This is a genomic window from Bradyrhizobium sp. USDA 223, assembly GCF_044909005.1.
Taxonomy (GTDB): domain Bacteria; phylum Pseudomonadota; class Alphaproteobacteria; order Rhizobiales; family Xanthobacteraceae; genus Bradyrhizobium; species Bradyrhizobium yuanmingense.
The window spans coordinates 6,261,209-6,286,203 of record NZ_JBIYDR010000001.1; the positions used below are offsets into that span (position 1 = coordinate 6,261,209).

The 24,995-nt window shown below is 65.4% G+C and carries 25 protein-coding genes; 12 read left to right on the forward strand and 13 right to left on the reverse strand.

Going from position 1 to position 24,995, the window contains the following annotated elements; all coding sequences use genetic code 11:
- The first annotated feature begins 86 nt into the window (after positions 1–86).
- The gene (locus ABIA40_RS29150; protein WP_157287223.1) at positions 87–230 is read left to right on the forward strand and encodes a hypothetical protein; all 144 of its coding nucleotides are present in this window, start codon (positions 87–89) and stop codon (positions 228–230) included.
- A 30-nt stretch (positions 231–260) separates the two neighbouring features.
- On the opposite strand, the gene ABIA40_RS29155 is transcribed toward ABIA40_RS29150, so the two are convergent.
- Together ABIA40_RS29155 and ABIA40_RS29160 are read right to left on the reverse strand one after the other, a co-directional pair.
- Positions 261–383: a hypothetical protein gene (locus ABIA40_RS29155; protein ID WP_256375387.1), complete on the reverse strand. Its 123-nt coding sequence runs from the start codon at positions 381–383 to the stop codon at positions 261–263.
- 99 nt (positions 384–482) lie between these two features.
- Positions 483–659, reverse strand: coding sequence for a hypothetical protein (locus ABIA40_RS29160; protein ID WP_156447317.1), 177 nt, complete (start codon positions 657–659; stop codon positions 483–485).
- 148 nt (positions 660–807) lie between these two features.
- Between ABIA40_RS29160 and ABIA40_RS29165 the strand changes: the two genes are divergently transcribed.
- The 4 genes from ABIA40_RS29165 to ABIA40_RS29180 all read left to right on the forward strand — a co-directional run bounded on the left by ABIA40_RS29165 (position 808) and on the right by ABIA40_RS29180 (position 3,556).
- Positions 808–939 carry a hypothetical protein gene (locus ABIA40_RS29165; RefSeq protein WP_260345447.1) on the forward strand — a complete coding sequence of 44 codons (132 nt, stop codon included), beginning with the start codon at positions 808–810 and terminating at the stop codon, positions 937–939.
- 243 nt (positions 940–1,182) lie between these two features.
- A complete protein-coding gene (locus tag ABIA40_RS29170; RefSeq protein WP_404544664.1) occupies positions 1,183–2,223 on the forward strand; it encodes a lactonase family protein in 1,041 nt (346 codons plus the stop codon).
- A 68-nt stretch (positions 2,224–2,291) separates the two neighbouring features.
- Positions 2,292–2,462 (forward strand): hypothetical protein, encoded by a 171-nt coding sequence (locus ABIA40_RS29175; RefSeq protein WP_404544666.1) that lies wholly within the window; start codon positions 2,292–2,294, stop codon positions 2,460–2,462.
- 200 nt (positions 2,463–2,662) lie between these two features.
- On the forward strand, positions 2,663–3,556 hold the full coding sequence (locus tag ABIA40_RS29180; protein WP_271539801.1) for an efflux RND transporter periplasmic adaptor subunit: 894 nt from the start codon (positions 2,663–2,665) through the stop codon (positions 3,554–3,556).
- Between the two features lie 117 nt (positions 3,557–3,673).
- Here ABIA40_RS29180 and ABIA40_RS29185 read toward each other — a convergent pair whose 3' ends face one another.
- On the reverse strand, positions 3,674–4,522 hold the full coding sequence (locus ABIA40_RS29185; RefSeq protein ID WP_157287219.1) for a caspase family protein: 849 nt from the start codon (positions 4,520–4,522) through the stop codon (positions 3,674–3,676).
- 420 nt (positions 4,523–4,942) lie between these two features.
- Here ABIA40_RS29185 and ABIA40_RS29190 point away from each other — a divergent pair, with 420 nt between their 5' ends.
- The 3 genes from ABIA40_RS29190 to ABIA40_RS29200 all read left to right on the forward strand — a co-directional run bounded on the left by ABIA40_RS29190 (position 4,943) and on the right by ABIA40_RS29200 (position 8,851).
- The gene (locus ABIA40_RS29190) at positions 4,943–6,673 is read left to right on the forward strand and encodes a hypothetical protein (RefSeq protein ID WP_404544668.1); all 1,731 of its coding nucleotides are present in this window, start codon (positions 4,943–4,945) and stop codon (positions 6,671–6,673) included.
- A gap of 158 nt (positions 6,674–6,831) precedes the next feature.
- Positions 6,832–7,557, forward strand: a complete 726-nt coding sequence (locus ABIA40_RS29195) for a thermonuclease family protein (RefSeq protein ID WP_275503353.1) — start codon at positions 6,832–6,834, stop codon at positions 7,555–7,557.
- Positions 7,558–7,663: 106 nt separating this feature from the next.
- The gene (locus ABIA40_RS29200) at positions 7,664–8,851 is read left to right on the forward strand and encodes an alanine--glyoxylate aminotransferase family protein (protein ID WP_271539804.1); all 1,188 of its coding nucleotides are present in this window, start codon (positions 7,664–7,666) and stop codon (positions 8,849–8,851) included.
- A 151-nt stretch (positions 8,852–9,002) separates the two neighbouring features.
- On the opposite strand, the gene ABIA40_RS29205 is transcribed toward ABIA40_RS29200, so the two are convergent.
- Together ABIA40_RS29205 and ABIA40_RS29210 are read right to left on the reverse strand one after the other, a co-directional pair.
- Positions 9,003–10,112, reverse strand: a complete 1,110-nt coding sequence (locus tag ABIA40_RS29205) for a hypothetical protein (protein ID WP_404544671.1) — start codon at positions 10,110–10,112, stop codon at positions 9,003–9,005.
- Entirely contained in the window at positions 10,112–11,548 is a 1,437-nt protein-coding gene (locus tag ABIA40_RS29210; protein WP_404546387.1) for an MBOAT family O-acyltransferase, read from the reverse strand. Before ABIA40_RS29210 ends, ABIA40_RS29205 begins: the two co-directional genes overlap by 1 nt.
- Positions 11,549–11,852: 304 nt before the next feature.
- On the opposite strand from ABIA40_RS29210, the gene ABIA40_RS29215 reads away from it, so the two are divergent.
- The gene (locus tag ABIA40_RS29215; RefSeq protein ID WP_404544673.1) at positions 11,853–13,958 is read left to right on the forward strand and encodes a S9 family peptidase; all 2,106 of its coding nucleotides are present in this window, start codon (positions 11,853–11,855) and stop codon (positions 13,956–13,958) included.
- A 117-nt stretch (positions 13,959–14,075) separates the two neighbouring features.
- Here ABIA40_RS29215 and ABIA40_RS29220 read toward each other — a convergent pair whose 3' ends face one another.
- Together ABIA40_RS29220 and araD are read right to left on the reverse strand one after the other, a co-directional pair.
- Positions 14,076–14,795, reverse strand: a complete 720-nt coding sequence (locus ABIA40_RS29220) for a ribonuclease activity regulator RraA (RefSeq protein ID WP_036030575.1) — start codon at positions 14,793–14,795, stop codon at positions 14,076–14,078.
- Between the two features lie 124 nt (positions 14,796–14,919).
- The gene (gene araD / locus ABIA40_RS29225; RefSeq protein ID WP_271539809.1) at positions 14,920–16,659 is read right to left on the reverse strand and encodes an L-arabinonate dehydratase; all 1,740 of its coding nucleotides are present in this window, start codon (positions 16,657–16,659) and stop codon (positions 14,920–14,922) included.
- 253 nt (positions 16,660–16,912) lie between these two features.
- Between araD and ABIA40_RS29230 the strand changes: the two genes are divergently transcribed.
- Both ABIA40_RS29230 and ABIA40_RS29235 read left to right on the forward strand, forming a co-directional pair.
- A complete protein-coding gene (locus ABIA40_RS29230; RefSeq protein WP_271539810.1) occupies positions 16,913–17,332 on the forward strand; it encodes a response regulator in 420 nt (139 codons plus the stop codon).
- Positions 17,310–20,918 carry a PAS domain S-box protein gene (locus ABIA40_RS29235; RefSeq protein WP_404544676.1) on the forward strand — a complete coding sequence of 1,203 codons (3,609 nt, stop codon included), beginning with the start codon at positions 17,310–17,312 and terminating at the stop codon, positions 20,916–20,918. Before ABIA40_RS29230 ends, ABIA40_RS29235 begins: the two co-directional genes overlap by 23 nt.
- A gap of 155 nt (positions 20,919–21,073) precedes the next feature.
- Here ABIA40_RS29235 and ABIA40_RS29240 read toward each other — a convergent pair whose 3' ends face one another.
- Positions 21,074–21,709 carry a response regulator transcription factor gene (locus ABIA40_RS29240; protein ID WP_026202588.1) on the reverse strand — a complete coding sequence of 212 codons (636 nt, stop codon included), beginning with the start codon at positions 21,707–21,709 and terminating at the stop codon, positions 21,074–21,076.
- A 149-nt stretch (positions 21,710–21,858) separates the two neighbouring features.
- Here ABIA40_RS29240 and ABIA40_RS29245 point away from each other — a divergent pair, with 149 nt between their 5' ends.
- Complete coding sequence (locus ABIA40_RS29245; protein WP_404544679.1) at positions 21,859–22,161, forward strand: hypothetical protein; 303 nt, start codon at positions 21,859–21,861, stop codon at positions 22,159–22,161.
- A gap of 21 nt (positions 22,162–22,182) precedes the next feature.
- Here ABIA40_RS29245 and ABIA40_RS29250 read toward each other — a convergent pair whose 3' ends face one another.
- The 5 genes from ABIA40_RS29250 to ABIA40_RS29270 all read right to left on the reverse strand — a co-directional run bounded on the left by ABIA40_RS29250 (position 22,183) and on the right by ABIA40_RS29270 (position 24,979).
- A complete protein-coding gene (locus ABIA40_RS29250; RefSeq protein ID WP_036044884.1) occupies positions 22,183–22,686 on the reverse strand; it encodes a response regulator in 504 nt (167 codons plus the stop codon).
- Between the two features lie 141 nt (positions 22,687–22,827).
- Positions 22,828–23,145, reverse strand: a complete 318-nt coding sequence (locus ABIA40_RS29255) for a hypothetical protein (RefSeq protein WP_036015908.1) — start codon at positions 23,143–23,145, stop codon at positions 22,828–22,830.
- A gap of 2 nt (positions 23,146–23,147) precedes the next feature.
- A complete protein-coding gene (locus tag ABIA40_RS29260; RefSeq protein WP_109141791.1) occupies positions 23,148–24,026 on the reverse strand; it encodes a protein-glutamate O-methyltransferase CheR in 879 nt (292 codons plus the stop codon).
- A 61-nt stretch (positions 24,027–24,087) separates the two neighbouring features.
- A complete protein-coding gene (locus ABIA40_RS29265) occupies positions 24,088–24,474 on the reverse strand; it encodes a response regulator (protein WP_018321619.1) in 387 nt (128 codons plus the stop codon).
- Between the two features lie 31 nt (positions 24,475–24,505).
- A complete protein-coding gene (locus tag ABIA40_RS29270) occupies positions 24,506–24,979 on the reverse strand; it encodes a chemotaxis protein CheW (protein WP_057030291.1) in 474 nt (157 codons plus the stop codon).
- Positions 24,980–24,995 lie beyond the last annotated feature (16 nt).

Genomic DNA, 24,995 nt, shown 5'->3' on the forward strand with positions numbered 1-24,995 from the left:
GGGCGCCTACGCAATGAGCTTGAACGCATGGAAGCCCGGAGCGTTCCAAGGCCTGCCAACTGCTGGTTGAGACCTGGCGGCGCCGAGTGCGGCTCCTCGGCAATCGGGTCGAGGTGCCCGACGACACCGTCATCACCGAGCCCAACCGCGCCGGGCGCACCATGGTCTGGCCTTATTACGTCAACGGCCGTCCCATGATCCGCTGCTTCATGCCCGGCAGCATGACGTGAACCGGGACGCGCCTGGAAAGGGCGGCACGCTCACATCTGCCGTCTGGCGGCCTGCACTTCGACGAATTCGGAATCGGGGTGGCTGACGATCGTGGCGACCCAGATGCCGCTGATGATCAGCGACCAGGCGGTGTTCCAACAGATCCAAAACACGAGCCAGCCTCCCTTTTCCCTCTCTCACGCCCCGAGCTAACGGCAGAACGATGCCGCCGTTCCCGGCGCGGGGCCTGCCGCGAGGGGGGGCGCAAGGTACTATTTTGGTTTGGTCGGCGGCGCCGCCCGATCGGTTTGGCCGGTGTGGCGCTTTGCCACGACGTCCGCATCGCGCTCGCCCTCGTGCGGGCGCGGCGGAAGCTTGGGCTGGCCGGCTTGACCGCCATGCTTGCCGCCCATGTCGGGCTTGCCTTCGAGATCGTTTGCGCGGGACATGTCGGTTCAATGCGTTCGCAGCGCATTGGTTCGCGACAGCATCGGCCGTTTTCGCCCTGTGAACGGCCTCATAGAACCGCCGCTCTTTGCAGTGCAGGATCGCTGACGCGGCCCTTGGCCTCGCGGCTTGCACCGATGGATTGGCCTGATGCGAAAACGACTCATCCTCTGGACCCTCATGACCTCCGCCCTGGTCGCGATCACCGTTTGGACCATGCTCGGGCCGCCGGACCAGCCGTCCGGGTTGCGTCTGCCCTCCCGAACCGCAGCGGCGCGCTGACCCGGCATCCCGCGACCGATACGATTTCGGCATCGATCGATCCCCATTGGATTTTGGTGCGGCGGCGCTCCGCCCGCTATGCTCGTAGCCAAAACGACAATGCCGTGAGCCGGCCTTCAGGAGGAGCCCATGTCGAGATCCATGTCGAGACCGATCCGACGCATCGCATCGCGCGCGCCACGCGCTGCGATCGCCGCCGCCCTGCTCGCTTCGCTTACCCTCATTTTTGGAGTCCGTGCCGGTATGGCCGAAACCTTCGCCTATGTCGGCAACGCCGACAGCAACGACATCAGCGTGTTCAAGATGAGCGAGAGCGGCGAGATGACGCTCGTGCAGACGGCCGCCTTCAAGGGCGTCGAAAAGCCGGGCTCCTCGACACCGCTCGCGATCACGCCCGATCACCGCACGCTGATTGCCGGAATCCGATCGCAGCCCACTCTCGCGGTGAGCTTTGCGATCGATCCCAAGACGGGCGAGCTCAGCCATCTCGGCAACGGACCGCTCGCGGACAGCATGGCGCATATCGCCATCGACCGCAGCGGCAAGTTCCTGTTCAGCGCCTCCTATGGCGGCAACAAGGTCGCGCTGAATCCGCTGCTTGGCAACGGCGTCGCAGGCGAGCCCAAGCAGGTGATCCCGACCGGGCTGAACGCCCACGCCTTCCTGCCATCGCCCGACAACCGCTTCGCATTCGCGACCAATCTCGGCTCCGATCAGGTGTTGGCCTTCGCATTCGATGCCACGGCCGGCACGCTGACGCCGAACGATCCGCCGGCGTACAAGGTGCCGGAAAAATCGGGGCCGCGGCACTTCGTGTTTCATCCCGGCGGCAAGTTCGTCTATCTCCTCCATGAGCTGAACGGCGATGTCGCGGCCTTCACTTATGAAGCCAGGAGCGGCGCGTGGGACGAGATCCAGCGCACCACCGCGCTGCCGGAAGGGTTTTCGGGAAAAGAGCCTAATAAGAAGCCTTGGGCGGCCGACATCCACATCACGCCGGACGGCCGCTTCCTCTACGCTTCCGAGCGCACCACCAGCACGCTCACCGCCTACAGGGTCGATGGCCCGAGCGGCAAGCTGACCAAAATCGGCAGCGTGCCGACCGAGAAGCAACCACGCGGCTTTCAGGTTGATCCCACCGGCCGCTATCTCGCCGCGGTCGGCGAGCTCTCCGATAGCATGACGGTCTATGCCATCGACCAGGGCAGCGGTGCGCTGGCCAAGCTGAAATCCTACCCCACCGGCAAGAGGCCGAACTGGGTCGAGTTCCTGAACCTGCCGTGAGGGGCCGTCGCCGACCTACGTAATCATCCGTAATTTGCGAGGCGCCAGCTTGGCGTCATATCTCGGTCATGGACCGGCAGATTGTCTTCAAATGCCCTCAGACGGGCCTGAACGTGCAGCATCGGCTTACCGACGAGCCGAGCGACCGCACGCACGTGTCGGTGTCGTGTCCGGCCTGCACGCGGTTACATCTGATCGAGCGGACCAGCGGCAAGCTGCTGGGTGAGCGGCGCCGCTGACGGCCCCCGCGCGAGCTCTTCGGAGCGAACCTGTTCTCCAATCCCGCGACTCATCAAAGACTTGTCGTCAAGGACTTGCCGCGATGCCTGCGGCGGCGCAGCGTCCTGTTTCGGGACGACGCGGCCGTAGTGCAGGCGGCGGCCATCTGCTATCGATTGGAGGCGTAGCCCAAGTGGAATTTACCCAATTGGAATTTCCGATGCGTCATTTGCCCCGCGCCGTCGTTCGAAACCTGTGCCCCGCAGCCGTCGCCGGCCTGCTCGTCCTCAGCCCCCATCCGGCCGGCGCCGCCGATGACGACGCGCCGAAGGGGCCGGCGGTCACGGTGCTGAAGGTCGCGAAATCCTGCTTCTCCGACGTCGTCGAAGCCACCGGCACGATCATCGCGCGCGAGGAAACCTCGGTGCGGCCCGAGCGGCCCGGCCTGAAGGTCACGGACGTGCTGGCGGAAGCCGGCGACACCACCACCGCGGGCCAGGTGCTGGCCCGGCTGGCGCTGCCCGAAGGCGGCACGCTTCAGGTCACCGCGCCCGTGGCGGGGGTGATCGCGACCTCGACCGCGCAGATCGGCAACTTCGCCTCGGCCAAGGGCGAGGCGCTGTTCACGATCGTGGCGCGCAGCGAGTACGACCTCGTCGGCCTCGTCGCCACCACCGATGTGCGCAAGCTCGCGGTCAATCAGCAGGCCACCGTGCGGATCCCAGGTGGCGGCGACATCAGCGGCAAGGTGCGCCGCATCGGACCGACCGTCGAGCCGAACATCCAGCAGGGCATGGTCTACATCGGCATCTCCTCGCAGAAGCGGCTGCTGCTGAATGGGAGTGGGCGCGCGCTGATCAAGACCGGGCAGAGCTGCAACGTGGCGGTGCCGCTGACGGCCGTGCAATATTCGTCCGCCGGCACCGTGGTGCAGGTGATCCGCCGCAACCGGGTCGAGACCAAGCGTGTCGAGGTCGGCTTGATGTCGGGCGGCAATATCGAGGTCCGCGACGGCCTCAACGAGGGCGATGTCGTCGTCGCCCGCGCCGGCGCATTGCTGCGCGAGGGCGATCCGGTGCGTCCCGTGATGGCGAGCGCGGAAGCGGCGAAGTAGCGGCCACGTCGTAGGGTGGGTTAGCCGAAGGCGTAACCCACCTCTTTGCTTTCCAAGCTGACGAGAGAGAAGCGGTGGATTACGCCTTCGGCTAATCCACCCTACAAGAGCCGAAAACTAACCGCCGGCTTCGCCGAAACGGACGTCTTCGAGCAGCGACGACGATACGGTCGGGACCTGGTCGCCTTCGCTGGCGCGGGAGATGGCGAGACGGGTCTTGTTGAAGACGCTCTCGGCGCTGCCGGGCTTGCTGAGGTTGTTGAGGAACTCGCTGACCAGCACGCTGTGCTCGCCCTTGCCGTCGTCGACGACCTTGCCGGGCGAGGCGGAGGTGAGGATGAGCGCATTGTCGGACGCGCTGATCGGCGCGAGACCGTGGCTGTAGGAGCGGAAGCGGCGCTCGTAAGGATTGCGGCGGGAGGCATCGACCACGACCAGCTTGGCCTTGGCACCCTGCTCCTTCATCATGTCGAGCACGCCGTCGATGGAGACGCCATGGCGGCGGACGTCGTTTTCCTTCCAGATCACGGCATCGACCGGCAGCATGTAGCTCTCGCGGCCGGCCTGCACGCCGTAGCCGCCGAAGAACAGCATGACGACGCTGTCGCGGGTGATCCGGGACTTCAGGCGGTTGACGGCCCGGACCATGTCGTCGCGGGTCGCATCTTCCACCATGTCGACGTCGAAGCCGTTCTTGCGCAGCGACGAGGACAACGCACGGGCGTCGTTGATCGACTGCGTCAGCGGCGCGCTGGCGTCGGGATAATGTCCATTGCCGATGACGAGCGCGAGGCGCGAGGTCTGGCCGATCGAACCGGTGATCTGGTCGGTCGAGACCGCCTTGGCGGCATCGATCGCACGCATGTTGAGAGCAGCATGGGCGCCGATCACCAGCGACACCGTGCCGATGAGGGCCGCGGCGAGGGCGATCGTACGTCTGGAAAGGTCGAGCTGCTTTACATTCATCTCGCTTCGTTTCCTGTGCCAAAGACCATCCAAGCGCGCGCACACTGTTTGAGTAGCGCGATAGCGTCTTTAGGTTTGAGGGATTGGCCGGGGAAGTGCCCCCGAATTGCGCGCAATTTGCGGCGCCGCACCAAACAAACCCTTAACCGGATATAGGCCCTGGGGCAATAGATTGCCCAAAATTTGAACTAAGTAGCTGAATGTGTTAGCTAATTCTCCCAGCTCAAGTCCTGCTTTGATGGCTTCCCGGTAGCATTCCGGGGATCGACCATGCAGCCCTCGCGCCGGCTTTTCCGTGACGTTCGTCACATTTGTATTTCCTGCGAATCCGAGTAGCCTTTTCAACGACTTGCAGGGGGTGGCGCGCAGATGCCAGCGTGCCTGATGTCCCCGACCAAGGCCCCCGCGACCAGGTATTTCATGAGCTTTCATTATTTTGCCGGCGCCGCCTGCCGGGCGCTGACGGCGCGGAAGGACGGCCCCTCGCTTTACGACGTCTGCGATCCCGTATTGTCGGATACGGCCCGCGGCGATCCGCATCTGGCCAAATTCTACAGGACCGCGCTCGGCAATCCCGCGCTGCGGATCCTGCTCCGCCGCGCCGGCCTGCCCGAACTGCGCGACGAGGGGACCCTGATGCGGCTGCGCGCGGCCCTCACCCAGGCCCGCGACCAGGCCGAGCCCGACTGGGCGGCGGTCGGGCGACCGATCGCCGATCTCGTCGACAGCATCGCGCTCGACCATCCCAGGCCGCCGCCGGTGCCGTTCACCGCCGCCATGCCGCAGAGCGCTGAGATCGACGGCGTGATCCGCGATTGCGCGCAGCATCTGCTCGGCTCGTACCGCCGCAACGGCTTCCTGCCGACCTACGCCGCCTTCAACCTGATCGGCGATCCTGATGTCCGCGGCCGCGAGCTGATCATGGCGCTCACGGGCCTCAACGCGCGCGGCTACAAGAATTCCTCGCTGCTGTTCAACCTCGCCCGCGTCTTCATCGCGCGCTCGCCCGCGCGCGCCGTGGTCAATCCGCCCTGGAAAGGCATTGCCGAGCCGATGTGGGAGCCAGTGCAGATCCGCCACCGCTCGGCCTATTACGACGCGTTCTTCATCGAGGCCCTGCTCGGCTTCGTCGAGACCGGGCTCGCCTCCCCGGCCGACAAGGTCGCGGCGGAGCGCGCGATCGCCGACATGGTCGATTTCTGCGTCAACATCAGTCGCGAGGAGGTCGAGGGCTTGGGCGGCGCGCGCTTCAACGTCGTCACCGCACTGGCGCCGGCGCCGCATCCGCGCTTCTCCCGTTACTTCGCGCAGATCAAGCAGGACCTCGGTTTCGGCATCTACGTGCCGGATTGCGACACCACGGCCTGCTCGATCTCCGCGGCGACGCAGGCCGGCTGTACCGACGCCATCATCGACCAGCCGCTCCTGGACTTCTATGCGGGCTATCAGGTGCGCGCCGGCGTCAACGAACCGCGCGTGACCGTGCCGCTCAACGACAATATCGACTATGAGGGCGGAGTTGCGACCTGGATCGACAATCTCAAGGGCGAGCGCCCTTACGGCAACGATCTCGATCCGACGCTCAATCTCGACATTCTCGAGGTCAGCTTCCGCAACCTTGAGCGCTGGAAGGTTTTGGAGACGCCGTCGCGGCTCGCCACCGTTCATCGCATCATCGGATTCCAGAAGCGCCTCGCCGCGAGCGGCGCCTTCGCCAATCCGCGCTCGCACATCTATTATCTGCCGGAGCTCTACAGCGCCTATTTCGGCCGCTGCTATGCCGCCTTCCTGGCGCTGCCGCTGGCGGCGCAGGCCGCGATCGATCCCGCCGGCGATTTCGATTTCATCCGCCACCGCGTGCTGTCCTACGTCAAGGGCGAGCTGATGGCGGCCGAGATGAACGTGTTCGACGCCGCGCTGGCGCTGATCGCGCTCGGCCATCTCGGCGCCGACCCGCGCGCCTTCGCACCGGCGCTGAACGTGATCGTCGCCGGGCTCGGCGAAGGCGGCCGCCGCGGCCCGTTCCGCGCCTATGAATGGAACAAGATGAAGACGCCGACGCGGATCCTGGTCGGTGGGCCCGAGGTGACCTCGGCGTTCGTGCTGATGGGGCTGGCGGTGGCCCGAAGGCGAATGGTGAATGGCGAATAGCGAATGGCACTCGCCCTACTCGCCACTCACCATTCGCAACTCGCCCGCCCAATGACAGGAAGTTGAAAGCCTATCTGTTCGGCATGCGCTGGCCGCGCGGCCAAAAGCCGACCACAATTGCGCCGTCTATCGAGATTTTCATCACAACTGGACGGGGAATGTTGCGAAAGGTCCTGATTGCGCTGTCTTTGTTCGCCATCCCTTCGCTGGCGGATGCCGCCGAGATCACCGGCACGGCAAAGGTCCGCGCTGGCGATGCCGTGGTGATCGGCACCACGCGGATCCGGCTCGGCGGCATCGACGCGCCTGCAATCGACCAGCTCTGCCTCAACACCAAGACCGAGCGCTGGACTTGCGGCGTCGCGGCCCGCGATGAGCTCGCCAGATACGCCGAGGGCAAGACTTGGATCTGCCACCCGAGATCGGTCGACCGACGCGGCCGCACCGTGGCGCGCTGCGAGGTTGGCGGCGAGGACATCCAGAAATGGCTGGTGCGCAACGGCTGGGCGCTGGCCTACACCCGCATGTCGCGCGACTATGAGGCGGATGAAAAGGCCGCGCGCGAGGCAAAAGCCGGCATGTGGCAGGGTGCCTTCATCGCGCCGTGGGACTGGCGCGAGCGCAACAAGAAGACCGCGATCCTCGGCGCGACCAAGCCGCCGGACGGCGCGCACGCGGTGCTGCTCGCTTCGGCCTCGGGGCCGGTCGCGCCGTCGCCGGACTGCACCATCAAGGGCAACGTGAACAGCGCGGGCGAGTGCATCTACCACCAGCCGACCAGCCGCTGGTACACCCAGATCAAGATGAAGATCAGCAAGGGCACCCGCTGGTTCTGCTCGGTCGAAGAGGCCGAAGCGGCCGGTTGCCGGGAGACCAAGAGATAAGAGCCCCAGACCTGCGTTTTGCGCGCTTTTCTCGAGACGCGACGCCGCGTAGAACTATGATTCAGCGACCCACCATCCTGTTCTCTGGCAATAAGGACCGACAGCAATGACCGTTCGCGCGGGCCGGGAGTTTCTGGCCATCCCCGGGCCCACCACGATGCCCGACGAGGTGCTGCGGGCAATGCACCGTCCGGCGATCGACATCTACGCCAAGGAGATGCTGGATCTCACCGAGAGCTTGCTCAGCGACATCTCCAAGCTGTTCGCGACCAAGGGCAAGTCCTACATCTACATCGCCAACGGTCACGGCGCCTGGGAAGCGGCGCTGAGCAACGTGCTGTCGCGCGGCGACAAGGTGCTGGTGCTGGAGAGCGGACGCTTTGCGATCGGCTGGGGCAACGCGGCGGCGCTGATGGGCGCCGAGGTCGAGGTGCTCAAGGGCGACTGGCGCCGCGCGGTGCGGCCGCACGAGGTCGAGGAACGCCTGCGCCGCGACAAGGAGCACAGCATCAAGGCCGTCGTCGTGGTCCAGGTCGACACGGCCTCCGGCGTGCAGAACGACATCGAGGCGATCGGCAAGGCGATCAAGGCCAGCGGCCATCCGGCGCTCTACATGGTCGATACCGTCGCCTCGCTCGGCTGCATGCCGTTCGAGATGGACAAATGGGGTATCGACGTTGCGATGTCCGGCTCGCAGAAGGGCCTGATGACGCCGCCCGGCCTCGGCTTCGTCGCCGCCAATGCGCGCGCGCTCGAGGTGCACAAGAAGGCCAACATGTCGACGCCCTATTGGAGCTGGAGCGAGCGCGAGGGCACCGAGAATTATCGCAAATATGCCGGCACCGCGCCGGTGCATCTGCTGTTCGCGTTGCGCAAGGCGATCGACATGCTGCACGAGGAAGGCCTGGAGAACGCCTTCCGCCGCCACAGCCTGCTCGGCGAAGCCGCCCGCCGCGCGGTCTCGGTCTGGTCGGAAGGCCAGGTGCTCGGCTTCAACGTGGCCGAAGCCAGCGAGCGCTCCAACACCGTGACCACGGTGACGATGAGCAACGGCCACGATCCGGCGGTGCTGCAACGCTATTGCAAGGACAAGTGCGGCGTCGTGCTCGGCACCGGTATCGGCGATCTCTCGGGACAAGCCTTCCGCATCGCCCATATGGGCCATGTCAACGCGCCGATGCTGCTCGGCACGCTCGGGGTGATCGAGGTCGGGCTGAACGCGCTGAAGATCCCGCACGGCAAGGGCGGGCTGGAGGCGGCGGTGTCGTATCTCGGGGACGAGGTGGCGGCGTAGGAAAGCCGCGCCCCGGACGCAGCGCAGCACGGAGTGATGCGCTGCTGAGCCGGGGCCCAGTGGCTCCGATGGGTCCCGGCTCTGCGGAGCGGCACTTCGCGCCGCACCGCGTCCGGGACACGGGATTCTCGAATCGTCCTGCGCGACGTCCCTACGGCCTCGGAGCGCGATACGCTTCCACCTGCGCCTTCAGCTCGTTCAGCGACGCGAGCGGCGCTTTCGGGTCGACGCGGTGCTCCCCGCTCGCAAGCCACTTCAACACCTTCGCGTCCACCACCGGCGAATGGTGGATGACGTCGCTGTAGTTGTCGAGATCGTGCGTGACGACCTTGATCGCGCGAAAATCGTGCAGGCGGACGTTGGGCAGTTGCGTCAGACGCTGCGCAATGTGCGCCGTGAGATCGGTGACGATCTTCAGCGTTTCGGGCGAGGCGTCGCGCATCGCGACGAATTGCAGGATCGAATAGGGCGGGAGGTAGATGTCGAACGTCACGTCGGGGTGGCGCGCGATCAGGCCGACGGCGTCGTGCTCGAAATGCCGGACCATGGCTTCGTAGCTGTAGCCTTCGCCGAGGAAGCGACGGCGCACGGGATCAGTGATGTAGGTGAAGGCGGCGAGCGTCTTTCTGGCGTTGTAGTCTCGCGCAACGTCGAAATCACGCGGCAGGGCGTAGATGTCGTCGACGTCCGCCAGCGCGAACTTGACCGGCAGATAAGACGACGCACGCGTCAGCGGCTCCCGCAGCAGCGGGACGGACCGCAGCAGCGCGAACACCGATTCCTTCGTCATCGCCGCGCTGAACAGATAGGAGGCGATGCCCTTGGCGGTTCGGCGATAAAGATCGACGGACAAATAGGGGTCGGTCTCGATGTCCGCGGCATCGATGAAGATGAAATCGTCCATTTCCCAGATCGCGCGCCTTGCGCCGCGGTCGATCGCCTGCTCCAGCACGAAGGCCTGCTGGCGCGAATTGGAGCCGGTCATGGCCAGCTTCAGCGAGCGGACACGAAGCGCGCGATCGATGTCGCTCTGGCGGAAATGGATCGCGAGCGAGGTGCCCATGAAGGCGGTGTCGAACGGCTGGCTGAGGATCAGCCCGGCATTCTGCACGCGCGTGTCCTCCGAGTAGAAGGCCGGGACCAGGCGCGAGGGGCGGAACAGCTGCAGGGGATCGACGATGAAGGTGAGCGCTGCGGCGCCAAGCACGCAGGCCGCGCTCGCCAGCAGAAGACGCCTGAGATGGGTGAACGCGCCCTGCATCAGAACCGGAAGTAGATGAATTCGCTGTGGCTCTGGATGCCCAGGACGCCGAAGGCGAGCAGCAGCGAGGCCGCATAGAGCGCCAACGGCAGCGTGCGCCCTGCCCGCAAGGCCTCGCCGACCTCGCGGCTGCCGTGGTCGTATCCGATCAGCGCTTGCGTGTTCGGCGCCAGCCACACCAGCGCCGCATAGATCGCGACCTGGACCAGCGCCGCGATCTCCTCGCGGCCGAGCACGAGGTTCGAAGGGGCAGCCATGGCGTGGAGCACCCGCAATGCCCAGGCGACGCTCTCGGCACGGAAGAACACCCAGGCGATGACGACTGCGAGGAAGGTCAGCACAGCGCCAAGCAGGCGGCCGGGACGCGCCAGCAGCGGCGGAACGTTCGGCACCAGCGCGTTGAACGCGTGATTGACGCAGAGATAGGCGCCATGCAGCGCGCCCCAAATGACAAATGTCCAGGCCGCGCCGTGCCAGAGACCGCCGAGCAGCATCGTGATCAGCAAATTGACGTAGCGCAGCACGCGGCCGCGGCGGTTGCCGCCGAGCGGGATGTAGAGATAATCGCGCAGGAATTGCGACAGCGTCATGTGCCAGCGGCGCCAGAACTCGACGATGCTGGTGGCCTTGTAGGGCGAATTGAAATTGACGGGCAGGAAGATGCCGAACATCAGCGAGATGCCGATCGCCATGTCGGAATAGCCGGAGAAGTCGAAATAGAGCTGGAAGGTGTAGGCGAGCGCGCCAAGCCAGGCCTGGTCGAAGCTCGGCGAGCGCGCCTCGAAAGCGAGCGCGACCAGCGGCTGGATGCCGTCGGCAAGGCAGGTCTTCTTGAACAGGCCGATCGCGAAGATGATGATTCCGCACAACATGAGATGCCCGTCCGGGCGCTTGGTCTCCTCGTGCTCGAATTGCGGGATCATGTCCTTGTGATGGAGGATGGGCCCCGCGATCAGATGCGGGAAGTAAGACACGAACAGCGCGTAATGCGGCAGCGCATAGGCCGCGACCTGACCGCGATAAGCGTCGACCAGGAACGCGATCTGGGTGAAGGTGTAGAAGGAGATGCCGACCGGCAGCAGGATGTGGAGCGCGACATGCGTGCCGAGCAGCGCGTTGACGTTCTCGGCGACGAAGCCGGCATATTTGAAGATGCCGAGCATGAGGAGATCGCCGGCGAGGCCGAGCGCGAGCGCGGCCTTTCGTTGCGGCTGCGTGAACTCCGCCACGATGAGAAGATGGCCGACGCCGTAGTTGAAGGCGATCGAGAGCAGCAGGAGGGCGACGAACTGCCAGCTGCCGATAGCGTAGAAGGTGATCGAAGCCAGCGCCAGCCAGACCACCGGAGCCAGATTGCTGCGCCGGCCGAGCCGGAAATAGCCGGCGAGCACGACCGGCAGGAACAGCAGGATGAACGCATAGGAATTGAACAGCATCGGCTGGACCGGCGGCGGGATATTGTCCCTCAAAGCACACAAGGAGCCGATCAACAACCCGGCAGCATGGGCGGTCGCGCTGGCAATCCGCGGAATCGGAACGATATAAGGAACGCGCGAACAAGCGGCGGCCCTTCTTCTCCCTCTCCCCGTTCTCACGGGGAGAGGGTTGGGGTGAGGGGCCTGTCTCCGCAGGCGAGATGGTCGAGGGACCTGTACCCCCTCACCCGCCGCTTCGCGGCGACCTCTCCCCGCAAGCGGGGCGAGGTTAAGACAAGACGATGTGCTGACGAATGAGGACCGAGTGACCCAAGCCAAGACGCCTTCGAAGCCCCCCGTCGCCCCGCGCCGGCCGCATTCCTTCACGCGGCACGGCATCACCGTGACCGACGACTATGCCTGGCTGAAGGACGCGAACTGGCAGGAGGTGCTGCGCGATCCCGGAGTGCTCGACCCTGATATCCGCAAATATCTCGACGAGGAGAACGCCTACACCGAGAGCCTGCTCGGCCACACCTCGGGCCTGCAGAAGACGCTGGTGCGGGAGATGCGCGGGCGGATCAAGGAGGACGATTCGAGCGTGCCGTCGCCCGACGGCCCCTTCGCCTATTTCCGCAGGTTTCGCGAGGGCGGGCAGCACGAGCTGTTCGGGCGCATGCCGCGCGACGGCGGCGAAGGCCATATCGTGCTCGATGGCGACGCGCTCGCCAAGGACCACCAATATTTCAAGTTCGGCGGCAGCCGCCACTCCTACGATCACAAGCTGCAGGCCTGGAGCGCGGACACCAAGGGCTCGGAATATTTTTCGATCCGCGTCCGCGACTGGGCGACGGGCAAGGATCTCGACGATCTCGTCGAGGAGACCGACGGCGGCGTGGTCTGGGCCGCGGATGCCAAGTCCTTCTTCTATGTGAAGCTCGACGACAATCATCGGCCGATGCAGGTGTGGCGGCACAAGCTCGGCACCAAGCAGGCCGACGACACGCTGGTCTATGAGGAGCAGGATGCCGGCTGGTTCACCCACCTGCATGAAAGCACCAGCGGCCGCTTCTGCGTCATCGCCGGCGGCGATCACGAGACTAGCGAGCAGCGGCTGATCGATCTCGCCAATCCCGAGGCGCCGCCGCGCCTCGTCGCGGCGCGCGAGGAGGGCGTGCAATATTCGCTCGCCGATCGCGGCGACGAACTGTTCATCCTTACCAATGCCGACGACGCCATCGACTTCAAGATCGTCACCGCGCCGCTTAGCCAGCCCGAGCGCAAGAACTGGCGCGATCTAATTCCGTATCGGCCCGGCATCTACATCATCGACCTCGATCTCTATGCCGGCCATCTGGTGCGGCTCGAGCGTGCCAATGCGCTGCCGTCGGTCGTGATCCGCGATCTCGTCTCAAACGAGGAGCATGCCATCGCCTTCGACGAGGCGGCTTACTCGCTCGACACGATGGGCTCCTACGAGTTCGAGACGACCAATCTGCGCTTTTCCTATTCGTCGATGACGACGCCGTCGGAAGTCTATGATTACGACATGGTCAAGCGCACGCGCACCTTGCGCAAGCGGCAGGAGATTCCGTCAGGTCATAACTCGTCCGACTACGTCACGACGCGCATCATGGCGAAATCGTATGACGGCGCCGAGGTGCCGGTCTCGATCCTCTATCGCCGCGGGTTGAAGCTCGACGGCGCAGCGCCGCTGTTGCTCTACGGCTACGGCTCCTACGGTATGGCGATGCCGGCTTCGTTCAGCGCCAACCGCCTGTCGCTGGTCGATCGCGGCTTCGTCTATGCCATCGCCCATATCCGCGGCGGCGCCGACAAGGGCTGGGGCTGGTATCTCGACGGCAAGCGCGAGAAGAAGACCAACTCGTTCGACGATTTCGCCGCCAGCGCGCGGGCACTGATCGACGCGAAATACACCAGCGCCAAGCGCATCATCGGTCATGGCGGCTCGGCCGGCGGCATGCTGATGGGCGCGGTCGCCAACCGCGCCGGCGAATTGTTCGCCGGCATCGTCGCCGAAGTGCCGTTCGTCGACGTGCTCAACACCATGCTCGACGACACGCTGCCGCTGACGCCGCCGGAATGGCCGGAATGGGGCAACCCGATCGAGAGCGAGAAGGATTTCCGCACCATCCTGTCGTATTCGCCTTACGACAACGTCGCGGCAAAGGACTATCCGGCGATCCTGGCGATGGGCGGACTTACTGATCCCCGGGTCACTTACTGGGAGCCCGCCAAATGGATCGCGCGCCTGCGCGCCACAATGAGCGGCGGTGGCCCGGTCCTGCTCCGCACCAATATGGGCGCCGGCCACGGCGGCGCGTCGGGGCGCTTCGACCGGCTGGATGAGGTCGCGATCGTCTATGCGTTCGCGCTGTGGGCGGCGGGAACGGCGGAGGCCGGGGTGTAGCCATCGCCGCAGCCTCGTAGGGTGGGCAAAGGCGCGTAGCGCCGTGCCCACGATCTCTCAATCGTCAAGGCAAGGTGGGCACGCTTCGCTTTGCCCACTCTACGGCAGCTGAAGGAACTACCGCCCGTTCTTCTTGCGCCATTCCGCGAAGTCGGTGAGCGTCTGCGGATCGGTGGCGGGATAGAGACCGAAGATGCCGCGGCCCTTGCCGACTTCCTCGGTGACGAAATCCTCGAACGCTGTCATCTCGAAAGTTTCATTGGCGATCTCGTCTGCCAAATGCGCGGGGATCACGATGACGCCGTCGGCATCGCCGAGGATGACGTCGCCGGGAAACACCGGCGCATCGCCGCAGCCGATCGGCACGTTGATCTCGATCGCCTGATGCAGCGTCAGGTTGGTCGGCGCCGAGGGGCGATGGTGGAAGGCGGGAAAGCCGAGCCTTGAGATCTCGGCGGAGTCGCGAAAGCCGCCGTCGGTGACGACGCCGGCGACGCCGCGCTTCATCAGGCGCGTCACCAGGATCGCGCCGGCCGAGGCCGCGCGCGCATCTTTGCGGCTGTCCATCACCAGCACCGCGCCCGGCGGGCAATCCTCGACTGCTTTGCGCTGCGGATGGGAGCGGTCCCTGAACACGTCGATGGTGTTGAGGTCCTCGCGCGCCGGCATGTAGCGCAGCGTGAAGGCCTCGCCGACCATGGTCGGCTGGTCCGGGCTCAAGGGGCGGACATCCTGGATCATCTGGATGCGCAGGCCGCGCTTGAACAAGGCGGTGGCGACGGTGGCGGTGGAGACGGATTTGAGTTTTGTGCGGGTGGCTTCGGAAAGTTTGGTCATGTCGTGCTCTCTCATCTCGTCATTCCGGGATGCGCCGGAACGGCGCAGGCCCGGAATCCATACTCCCGATTGTGGTTTGGATTCCGGGCTCGCGCCAAGCGGCGCGCCCCGGAATGACAGGGGGTCAGTAAATCGACGGCTCGCCGATCGGCGCGCCGAAATCCGTCTCCAGGAAGTCGAAGTCGCAGCCGTCATTGGCCTGCTTGATGTGCCTTGTGAACATCCAGCCATAGCCGCGCTCGAAGCGGCGCTCGGGCTGCTTCCAGGCCGCGCGGCGCTTTGCGAGCTCGGTTTCGCCGACATCGAGATTGATGGTGCGCGCAGCGACATCGAGCGTGATGCGGTCGCCGTTCTGCACCAGTGCCAGCGGGCCGCCGATGTAGGATTCCGGCGAGACGTGCAGGATGCAGGCGCCGTAGCTGGTGCCGCTCATGCGCGCATCCGAGATGCGTACCATGTCGCGTACGCCCTGCTTCACGAGCTTGGTCGGGATCGGCAGCATGCCCCATTCCGGCATGCCCGGCCCGCCCTGCGGGCCCGCATTGCGCAGGATCAGGATGTGATCCTCGGTGACGTCGAGATCGGGATCGTCGACCGCCTTCTTCATCGCGGGATAATCGTCGAACACCAGCGCGGGGCCGGTGTGCTTGAGAAAGCGCGGCGCGCAGGCGGAGGGTTTTATGACGCAGCCGTCGGGCGCGAGATTGCCCTTGAGCACCGCGAGCGCCCCTTCCTTGTAGATGGGATTGTCGATACCGCGGATCACGTCGGCATTGTAGACCTCGGCCCCCTCGATGTTCTCGCCCAGCGTCTTGCCTGTGACCGTGACGCAGTCGAGATGCAGATGCGGCTTGATCTGGCCCATCAGCGCCGGCAGGCCGCCGGCGTAGAAGAAGTCCTCCATCAGGTACGCATCGCCGCTCGGGCGGACGTTGGCGATGACGGGCACCTTGCGGCTCGCCTTCTCGAAATCGTCGAGGCCGATGTCCTGGCCGGCGCGGCGGGCCTGCGCGATCAGATGGATGATGGCGTTGGTGGAACAGCCCATCGCCATCGCGACCGCGATCGCGTTCTCGAACGCCTTGCGGGTCTGGATCACCTTCGGCGTCAGATCCTCCCACACCATCTCGACGATGCGGCGGCCGCATTCACTGGCCATGCGGATGTGGTTGGCATCGGCGGCGGGAATCGAGGAAGCGCCGGGCAGCGTCATGCCGATCGCTTCCGCAATCGCAGTCATGGTCGAGGCGGTACCCATGGTCATGCAGGTGCCGTAGCTGCGGGCGATGCCGGCCTCGATGTCGAGCCAGTCCTTGTCGGAGATCTTTCCGGCGCGGCGCTCGTCCCAATATTTCCAGCCGTCGGAGCCGGAACCCAGCGTCTTGCCCTTCCAATTGCCGCGCAGCATCGGGCCTGCCGGCAGATAGATCGCCGGAATGTTCATCGAGGTTGCTCCCAGCAGCAGCGCCGGCGTGGTCTTGTCGCAGCCGCCCATCAGCACCACGCCGTCGACGGGATGGCTGCGCAGCAACTCTTCGGCGTCCATCGCCAGCAGGTTGCGATAGAGCATGGTGGTGGGCTTGAGCAGCGATTCCGACAGCGACAGCGCCGGCAGCTCCAGCGGCAGGCCCCCCGCCATCAGGATGCCCCGCTTGACGTCCTCGACGCGCGACTTGAAGTGCATGTGGCAGGGCTGCGCGTCCGACCAGGTGTTGAGGATCGCGATGATCGGGCGGTCCTTCCACTCCTCCGGCGCGTATCCCATCTGCATGGCGCGGGAGCGATGGCCGAACGAGCGCAGATCGTCGGGCGCGAACCAACGCGCGCTGCGAAGCTGGTCGGGCGTCTTCTTCTTGTTGGTCATCTCTTTCCTTGTCCGTCCGGAGGATTCGTCCTGCTCTTCTCACAGACAATCCATCCCGGGCAAGGCGCTGGGCGGGGCGGGAGGCGGGCCTCTGCTATGCACTCAGGCGTGCATAGCGGCAGTGCAGCGCAACACAGCGGCAGCTCCGGCCGAAGTGCTTGCCGGCAGACAAGAATCCGCGCAACAATTTCGAGTTGATTGGCTTGATTTGCGGTTGGTGGGACTAACCCCGCCGGCTCCGGAGGTTTCAGACGTGGCCAACATCCTGATCGTGGATGACGACCCGGCCGTCCAGTTCACCATCCGGCTGCTGCTGGAACGGGCTGGTCATCACGTGACGGTCGCCGGCGATGGCCGCAAGGGGGTGGCGCTGTTCGAGGCCAGCCGGTTCGACCTGCTGTTTCTCGACATCTTCATGCCCGGCATGGACGGACTGGAGACGATGCGTCACATTCGGGCGCTGGCCCCGGCCGTTCCGATCGTCGTCATCTCCGGCCGTTCGCTCACGCCGGATGCCTATGCGGAGCCGGACTTCCTGAAGATGGCGACCAAGCTCGGCGCCGTGGCCAGCCTGCAAAAGCCGTTCCGGCCCGATGCACTGCTTGCCGTGGTCGCAGATTGCCTGAAGGCCGACGCGCCAGAGGGGTCCGATGTCCGTTCCGGCCGCCGATGACAAGAACGCCTCCTCTGCTGCAAGCCAGAAGTGGCTCAGCGATGCGGCAGGTCCGGCGAAACTCCCCATGCGAGCAGCAACGACGCTGGCCACGCGGCTGGCCATCGCGATGATCCTGCTGGTTGCGGTCACCGTGGCCGCAGTCGGATGGTTGGGCTATCGCAACACCACACAGGCCGTCATTCCTCGGGTGCTGGAGCGGGTCGAAGCCCAATCGCGCCTGCTCGCGACCAACCTTGAATCCTACGTCGCCGGCGTGCGCGGCGATCTGATCGGCTATCGCGCCGCAGCGGCAATCAACGGCCTCATCCGGGCTCATGCCGGCGGCGGGATCGATCCGGCGGACGGCGTCTCGGAGCAGACCTGGCGCGAGCGTATCGCGGCGCGGCTCGCGGCCGAGATCGACGCCAAGCCCATCTACGGGCAGTTCAGGATCATCGGCGTCGATGACGACCAGCGCGAACTGGTCCACGTCGATCGATCGGGGCCCAACGGAGCAGCCCGGATCGCTCCGGACAGCGAATTGGAGCGCAAGAGTGGCCGCGCCTACTTCCAGGAAGCCATACGGCTCGGGCCCGGCGAGATCTATGTGTCTCCCATCGAGCTCGCGACCCGTCAGGGGGGAACGACGGCGCCTCGCGCGCCGACCATGCGCGCGGCGATGCCGCTGTTCACAGCCGACGACAAGCCGTTCGGCATCATCGTGGCCAATATCGACATGCGCCCGGCCCTCGACCGGATCCGCGCGACGACGACCTCGGGCGGAGAGATCTACGTCGTGAATGCGCGCGGCGACTATCTCGTCCATCCCGACCGAACGCGGGAGTTCGGGTCATCGCGGGGCCATCCGGCCGATTGGCGCAAGGACCTTCCGTTCCTCTCAACCCTGGCCGGCACGTCGGACGTGGTCACACGCGTCACGACCGACGAGTCGGGCCGGACGAGCGGCGCGGCATTCGTGCCGTTATCGCTTGCGGGCAAGGAATGGGTCGCCATCGTCGTGACCGTTCCCCCGTCGGTGTTCGGCCGCGTACCGGCCGCCATTCAAAGAACGTCCGTGCTCGTCGGCGTGCTGGCCGTTCTCGCCGCGGCTGCGCTCGCGGTGCTGCTGGCGCGTTCGTTGACCCGCCCGATCGGGCGTCTGACGGAGGCGGTGCAGGCCATCGGCAGCGGACGTCCCGCGGACATCCCCGTCGATGCCAGCGGCGAGACCGGCGTGCTGGCACGGGCCTTTGCGCGGATGGTGGAGGAGATGCGCGCGAAAACGGCCGCGCTCGAGCGCGAGATCGAGGAGCATCGCCGCACCGAGGCCGCGCGAAGCCACCACGCGGCGCGCGAGAACCTGTTCAGCGCCGCGGTGGAATCGTCCGACGATGCGATCGTCATGCAGACGCTCGATGCCATCATCACCGGCTGGAATCCGGCCGCCGAACGCCTTTACGGCTATACGGCGGAGGAGGCGATCGGCAAGCCCACCTCGATCATCGTCCCGTCCGACCGCCGCGAACAGGGCAAGGACTATCTGCGGCGGATCGCGCGGGGCGAGCCGATTGAACGCTTCGAGACGGTCCGCCTGCGCAAGGACGGCACGCCGGTCGAGATTTCGCTCGGCCTGTCGCCGATCAAGGGACCGTCGGGCGAAATCATCGGCGCGTCCGGAAGCGCGCGCAGCCTGACCGAGGCGCGGCGCGCGGAGCGGGCACTGCAGCACCAGCTTGAGGAGCGGCGGCAGATCTTCGAGACGTCGCAGGACCTGATCATGATCATGGACGCGCACGGCCATGTCGCGCAGATCAGCCCGAGCAGCGAGACCATTCTCGGCTATCGGCCGGACGAGATGATCGGCCGCAGCGGCGCCGACTTCATTCATCCCGCTCATCTGGAGCAGTCCCGTGCCGAGATGCGGGCGATGCGCCGCGGCGAGCGCGTCAAGCTGGCCGACACCCGCTGCTTGCACAAGAACGGGCACGAGGTGTGGCTATCCTGGCTCGGCAGTTGGTCCGAGCAGGCACATCGCTTCTTCTTTGTCGGGCGCGACATGACCGAAGCGCGGCTCGCACAGGAATCGCTGCGCGAGAGCGAGCGGCTCGCCCGCAACATCGTCGAGACTTCGCTTGACGCCTTCGTCCAGACCGACGAGACCGGAAGCATCCTGAACTGGAACTCGCAGGCCGAACGGCTGTTCGGCTGGCGCCGCGACGAGGTGCTCGGCAAGAGCACGATCGACCTCATCGTCGCCGAGAGCGAACGTGACCGGGTCCGAGCCGGCCTGAAACGCTTCCTCGAAGACGAGGGTGGCCGGACGCTGAACCGCCGCCGCGAGCTGATGTGCTGCCGGCGCGACGGCAAGGAATTCAAGGCCGAGTTGAGCGTCACAGCGCTGAAGCGGCGCGAGGGCCTGCTGTTCAACGTCTTCTACCGCGACCTCACCGACAAGATCGCCGCCGAGGAGCGCATCCGCCATGCCGAGAAGATGGAGGCCGTCGGCCAGCTGACCGGCGGCGTGGCGCATGACTTCAACAACATTCTCACCGTCATCACCGGGACGATCGAAATTCTCGCGGAGGCGGTCGCCAAGGAGCCGCAGCTCGCGGCGATCACCAAGATGATCGACGAGGCGGCCGCGCGCGGCGCCGATCTGACCCAGCACCTGCTCGCCTTCGCACGCAAGCAGCCGCTCCAGCCGCGCGAGATCGACATCAACTCGCTGATCGTCGACACCGCGAAATTATTGCGTCCGACGCTCGGCGAGCAGATCCAGATCGAATCGGTGTTCGAGGACGAGAATTGCGTCGCCATCGTCGATCCCAACCAGCTCACCACCGCGATCCTCAACCTCGCGCTCAATGCGCGCGACGCCATGCCCGGCGGCGGCAAGCTGATCGTGGAGACCGGCGCCGCCTATCTCGACGAGGTCTATGCCAGCGCCAACGACGTGCCGCCGGGGCACTACGTGCTGATCGCCGTGAGCGACACCGGCACCGGAATCCCTGCGCACATGCTGCCCCGGGTGTTCGATCCCTTCTTCACCTCGAAGGGACCCGGCAAGGGCACCGGACTCGGGCTTTCGATGGTTTACGGCTTCATCAAGCAGTCCGCAGGTCACATCAAGATCTACAGCGAGGAGGGGCACGGCACCACGATCAAGATGTATCTGCCGCCCGGCAAGACGCCGACGGCGGTCGGCGAGGGCGTGACGCCGGCGACGATCGAGGGCGGACACGAGACGATCCTGGTGGTCGAGGACGACCGGCTGGTGCGCGACTACGTCCTGGCGCAGTTGCATTCGCTGGGTTACGTCACGTTGCAGGCCGCGAACGCCGCGGAGGCGCTCGCGATCGTCGCGGCCGGCAAGCCGTTCGACCTTCTGTTCACCGACGTCATCATGCCCGGCAAGATGAACGGACGGCAGCTCGCGGACGAGCTGATGAAGACGCGCCCGGATCTCAAGGTGGTCTACACGTCAGGCTATACAGAGAACGCGATCATCCATCACGGCCGGCTGGATTCCGGCGTGATGTTGCTGGCCAAGCCCTATCGCAAATCGGATCTGGCGCGGATCATCCGCAAGGCGCTGAGCGGGTGAAGGCTCTGGTGTCCCGGACGCACTGCGGCGCGTAAGCGCTGCTGTGCAGAGCCGGGACCCAGAACGTTAGCCGTGAAGTTGGAAGGATGGGCCCCGGCTCAGCGGCGCATCATTTCATGATGCGCCGCGTCCGGGGCACGAGAGAGAACCAGCGCCTACGACGCGCGCTGGGCCGCGGTCATCACGATGCGGATCAGGTCGGCGGCATTGCGCGCGCCGAGCTTCTTCATGATGTTGGCACGGTGGTCCTCGATGGTGCGCGGACTGATGCCGAGCGTGCGGCCGGCCTCCTTGTTGGAGGCGCCGGAGGCGAACTGCTCCAGCACCTCGCGCTCCCTGCGCGTCAGCGGCTCGCGGCCGGGGAAATGCAGCGAGCCGAATTTCGGCGACGCGTTCTCCGCCTGCCTGCGTGCATAGGCACCGATTGCCTCGTCGAGACGGCCGACGATCTCGCTGCCCCGGAACGGCTTCTCGATGAAGTCGAGCGCTCCGCTCTTGATCGCGCCCACCGCCATCGCGATGTCGCCCTGCCCGGAGATCATGAAGATCGGAGCCGGATAGTCCTCGCCGTGCAGCTCCTTCAGGATGTCGAGACCCGACTTCCCGGGAATATTCACGTCGAGCAGGATTGCAGCCGGCGTGCGGTTTCGCGCCACGGAAAGCAGCGCTGCACCGTCCGCGAAACAGATCACCTCATAGCCCGCCGCCTTCAACACCATCGACAAGGTGTCGCGAACGGCAGGGTCGTCATCGACCACGAAGATTTCACCGCGAGAGCTTTGTTCGGCCATGTGCCACATCCGGTTGGCATGAAGGACTCGCGTCCGCGCCAATCGTTACGGCGCTCGGCGCGGATTCGGCCCACCCGTATTTGTACGGGACATGGACTTAACGCACAAGTAGCGGCATGGCGCCTATTTGCGGTGGACGGAGAATATCCATGCCAAATTTGGCCGACACGCCGCCTCCCGTCGCAACGTCCGAAGTCGAGAGCCGTGAGCTGATTGCGGCGGACCTTCGTTTGCTGATCGCACAGATCGAGACCAGCATGCGCCGGATCGCCGCAGCCATGGATCAAGAACACGGCAGCGATCCGGAAGGTTCCGCAGATATCGTCTTGCTCGACGACGTCACGCCCCGCTACGCCAGCGCAAGCGCGGCCCTCAATGCCTGTCGGGCGGGCCTCAGCCACGCCCTCCAATGTCTGTCGGAATCCGGCAACACGGCGGGCGGCCGCATCTGACCGCATCGCAGCTCCGCAAGCTCAAGCGCGGTGCCGTTCCACGATCGCGTCGGTGGCGACACCACCCCAGGTGTGAATCGCCGGCAGACCCATCGCGGTCTTGCCGAGGTTGGCGAGGCTGATGCGCAGCGCCGCGAGATCCAGCGGCTTCGGCAGGCTCTGGAGCTCGATCCCGACGGAACGGGCGAAGCTGCGGGCGGCACTGCGGCGCTTGCCGTCCATGCCGCTGATGACGATCACGGAGCCTGCAAACTTCGCGCTCGCCATCTCGCGCAGCACGTCGACGCCGTCGCCATCCTCCAGCACGAGATCGAGCGTCACGCAGTCGAAGCGCGCGGCGCGCAGCTTCTCGATCGCGTCCGCCACCGATGGCGCCACGGTGACCTCGTGGCCCGCCTGCTTGGCCGCGACCGTGATCAGGCGGCGCTGCGTGGCGTCGTCATCGACCACCAGGAGCTGAAGTGCACGCCGCTCGGAGCCGTCGGGCAGGTTTGACGAGATCGGGGAAAGAGAACTTCTGGGCATTACCGGATCCTGAGATTGAGAGCGTCAATGGATACACGGCTCGCGCTGAAGCCGCGTAAAGCTGCCGCGGGCAATTGACTCGGAAACGTTCAGCAAATGTGAAGCAAAGTGCCGGAAAGCGCAGCGACGGCGGCGGCGAGATCAGGCCGCGGCGTCGTGGCCGCCGGCCGCACCGCGCTTCTTCCGGTTCTTGCCGCGCAGGAACTGGATGTCCATTTCGGCGCCGTTGACACGGACCAGCTCGCAGCGACGATAGGCAAGACCCGTGGACGACAGCAGCAGGAAGAACTCCTTCAGGTTCAAGCCCTGGATCGAGCCTTCCACGGTGAGTACGGCGTCGGTGTCGGAGATCGCGTTGAGCTTGCAGTCGCGCCGCCAGGTGCCGTCGATGGCCATGATGCAGACATCATAGCCGCGGCTGAAGGTCACACGCTCCGCGCCCTTGCCATCCTCGGCCATGATTATCGTCCCGCCATCGCCGCCATGCGCGGCGCCGCACCGGCGAGAACCGGCTTGGCCGCGGCCGCGCGCGGATCATTCGGCTTGTAGAGGCCGCGCCGCTCCGGAATCGGCCGGAACGTGTCGGTCAGTCCAACCACGGTCTCGGCGGCGCCAAGCACCAGGAAGCCGTCGGGCTCGATCTGGCGCGCCAGGCGGTTGAAGATGTTGATCTTGGTGTCCTGATCGAAATAGATCAGCACGTTGCGGCAGAAGATCACGTCGAAGGTGCCGAGCTGGGCGAAATCGTGCAGCAGGTTGAGCTGGCGGTGCTGGATCATCGCCCGCAATTCGGGATTGATCTGCCAGGTCTCGCCGGTCTGCCTGAAATATTTCACCAGCATCTGGATCGGCAGGCCGCGCTGCACCTCGAACTGGCTGTAGACGCCGGCCTTGGCCTTCTCCAGCACCTCTTGCGACAGGTCGGTCGCGATGATCTCGACGCGCCAGCCGGTGAGGGCCGCGCCCATCTCCTTCAGGCACATCGCCAGCGAATAGGGCTCCTGCCCGGTCGAGCCGGCAGCACACCAGATGCGCACGCTGCGCTTGGCCGCACGCGCCTTGATGATCTCCGGCATGATGTGGTCGCGGAAATGATCGAACGGGACCTTGTCGCGGAAGAAGAAGGTCTCGTTGGTGGTCATGGCCTCGACCACGTCGGTGATCAGCTGGCGCGAACCGCCTTGCAGCTTCTGCACGAGCTCGGCGATGCCGGACAGCCCGGCCTTGCGGGCCAGCGGCAGCAGGCGGCTTTCGATCAGATATTGCTTATCTGCGGACAGGTCGAGACCGGAATTATCCTTCAGGAACTTACGCAAATACTCATACTCGGTCGGGGTCACGGATGGCCTCTCGAAAGCTGTACTGGAACACTCTGGCCCAAGTGCTTTGGGCCGGACACACTCAGACCATGGCTTGTCCGACCGGGATCAAACCAACTTCAGCGAACTTGTCGGCGATGATGTCCTTGTCGAAGGGCTTCATGATGTACTCGTTGGCGCCGCCGCTGAGCGCCTGAGCGATATGAGCCACGTTGTTCTCAGTGGTGCAGAACACCACCTTCGGCTGGTCGCCGCCGGGCAGGCGGCGCATGTGGCCCATGAACTCGAAGCCGTCCATGACCGGCATGTTCCAGTCGAGCAGCACCGCGTCGGGCAGCTGCCGTTGGCAGATTTCGAGCGCCTTCGAGCCGTCCTCGGCCTCGGTGACCTCGAACTCCAGACCTTCCAGGATCCGGCGCGCGATCTTGCGCACCACGCTGGAATCATCGACCACCAAACACGTCTTCATTTCTGTTCTCCGGCTTCGATGTTTCGTTGGCTCAGGCGGCCATTTGCGTCTTGGTTTCGAGCTCGAGGACACGGTCGACGTCGAGGACGACCATGAGCTGGCCGTCGAGGCGGTGGACGCCGCCGGCGAGCTTGGCCATGCGGGGGTCGAGGTTGACGGGGTTTTCTTCCTTGCCGTCCTCGGGCAGGCGCAGCACCTCGCCGATCTGGTCGATCAGGAGGCCATAGGATTCGCCGCGCAGGTCGACGCCGACCGCCATCGCGGTCTTGCCGTCCTCGTCCTTGGGCAGGCCGAGGCGCGAGCGCATGTCGACCACGGTGACGATGCGGCCGCGCAGGTTCAACACGCCGGCGATCTCGCGCGAGGCCAAGGGAACGCGGGTGACGCGCTCGGGCATGAACACGTCCTGGACGCGGGAGATCGGCAGGCCGAACAGCTGGCCGCCGATCATCGCGGTGACGTACTCGACCATGGCGCCTTCAGCGGACTGGGTCTTCTTGCTCATTTCAGTGTCTCCTGGT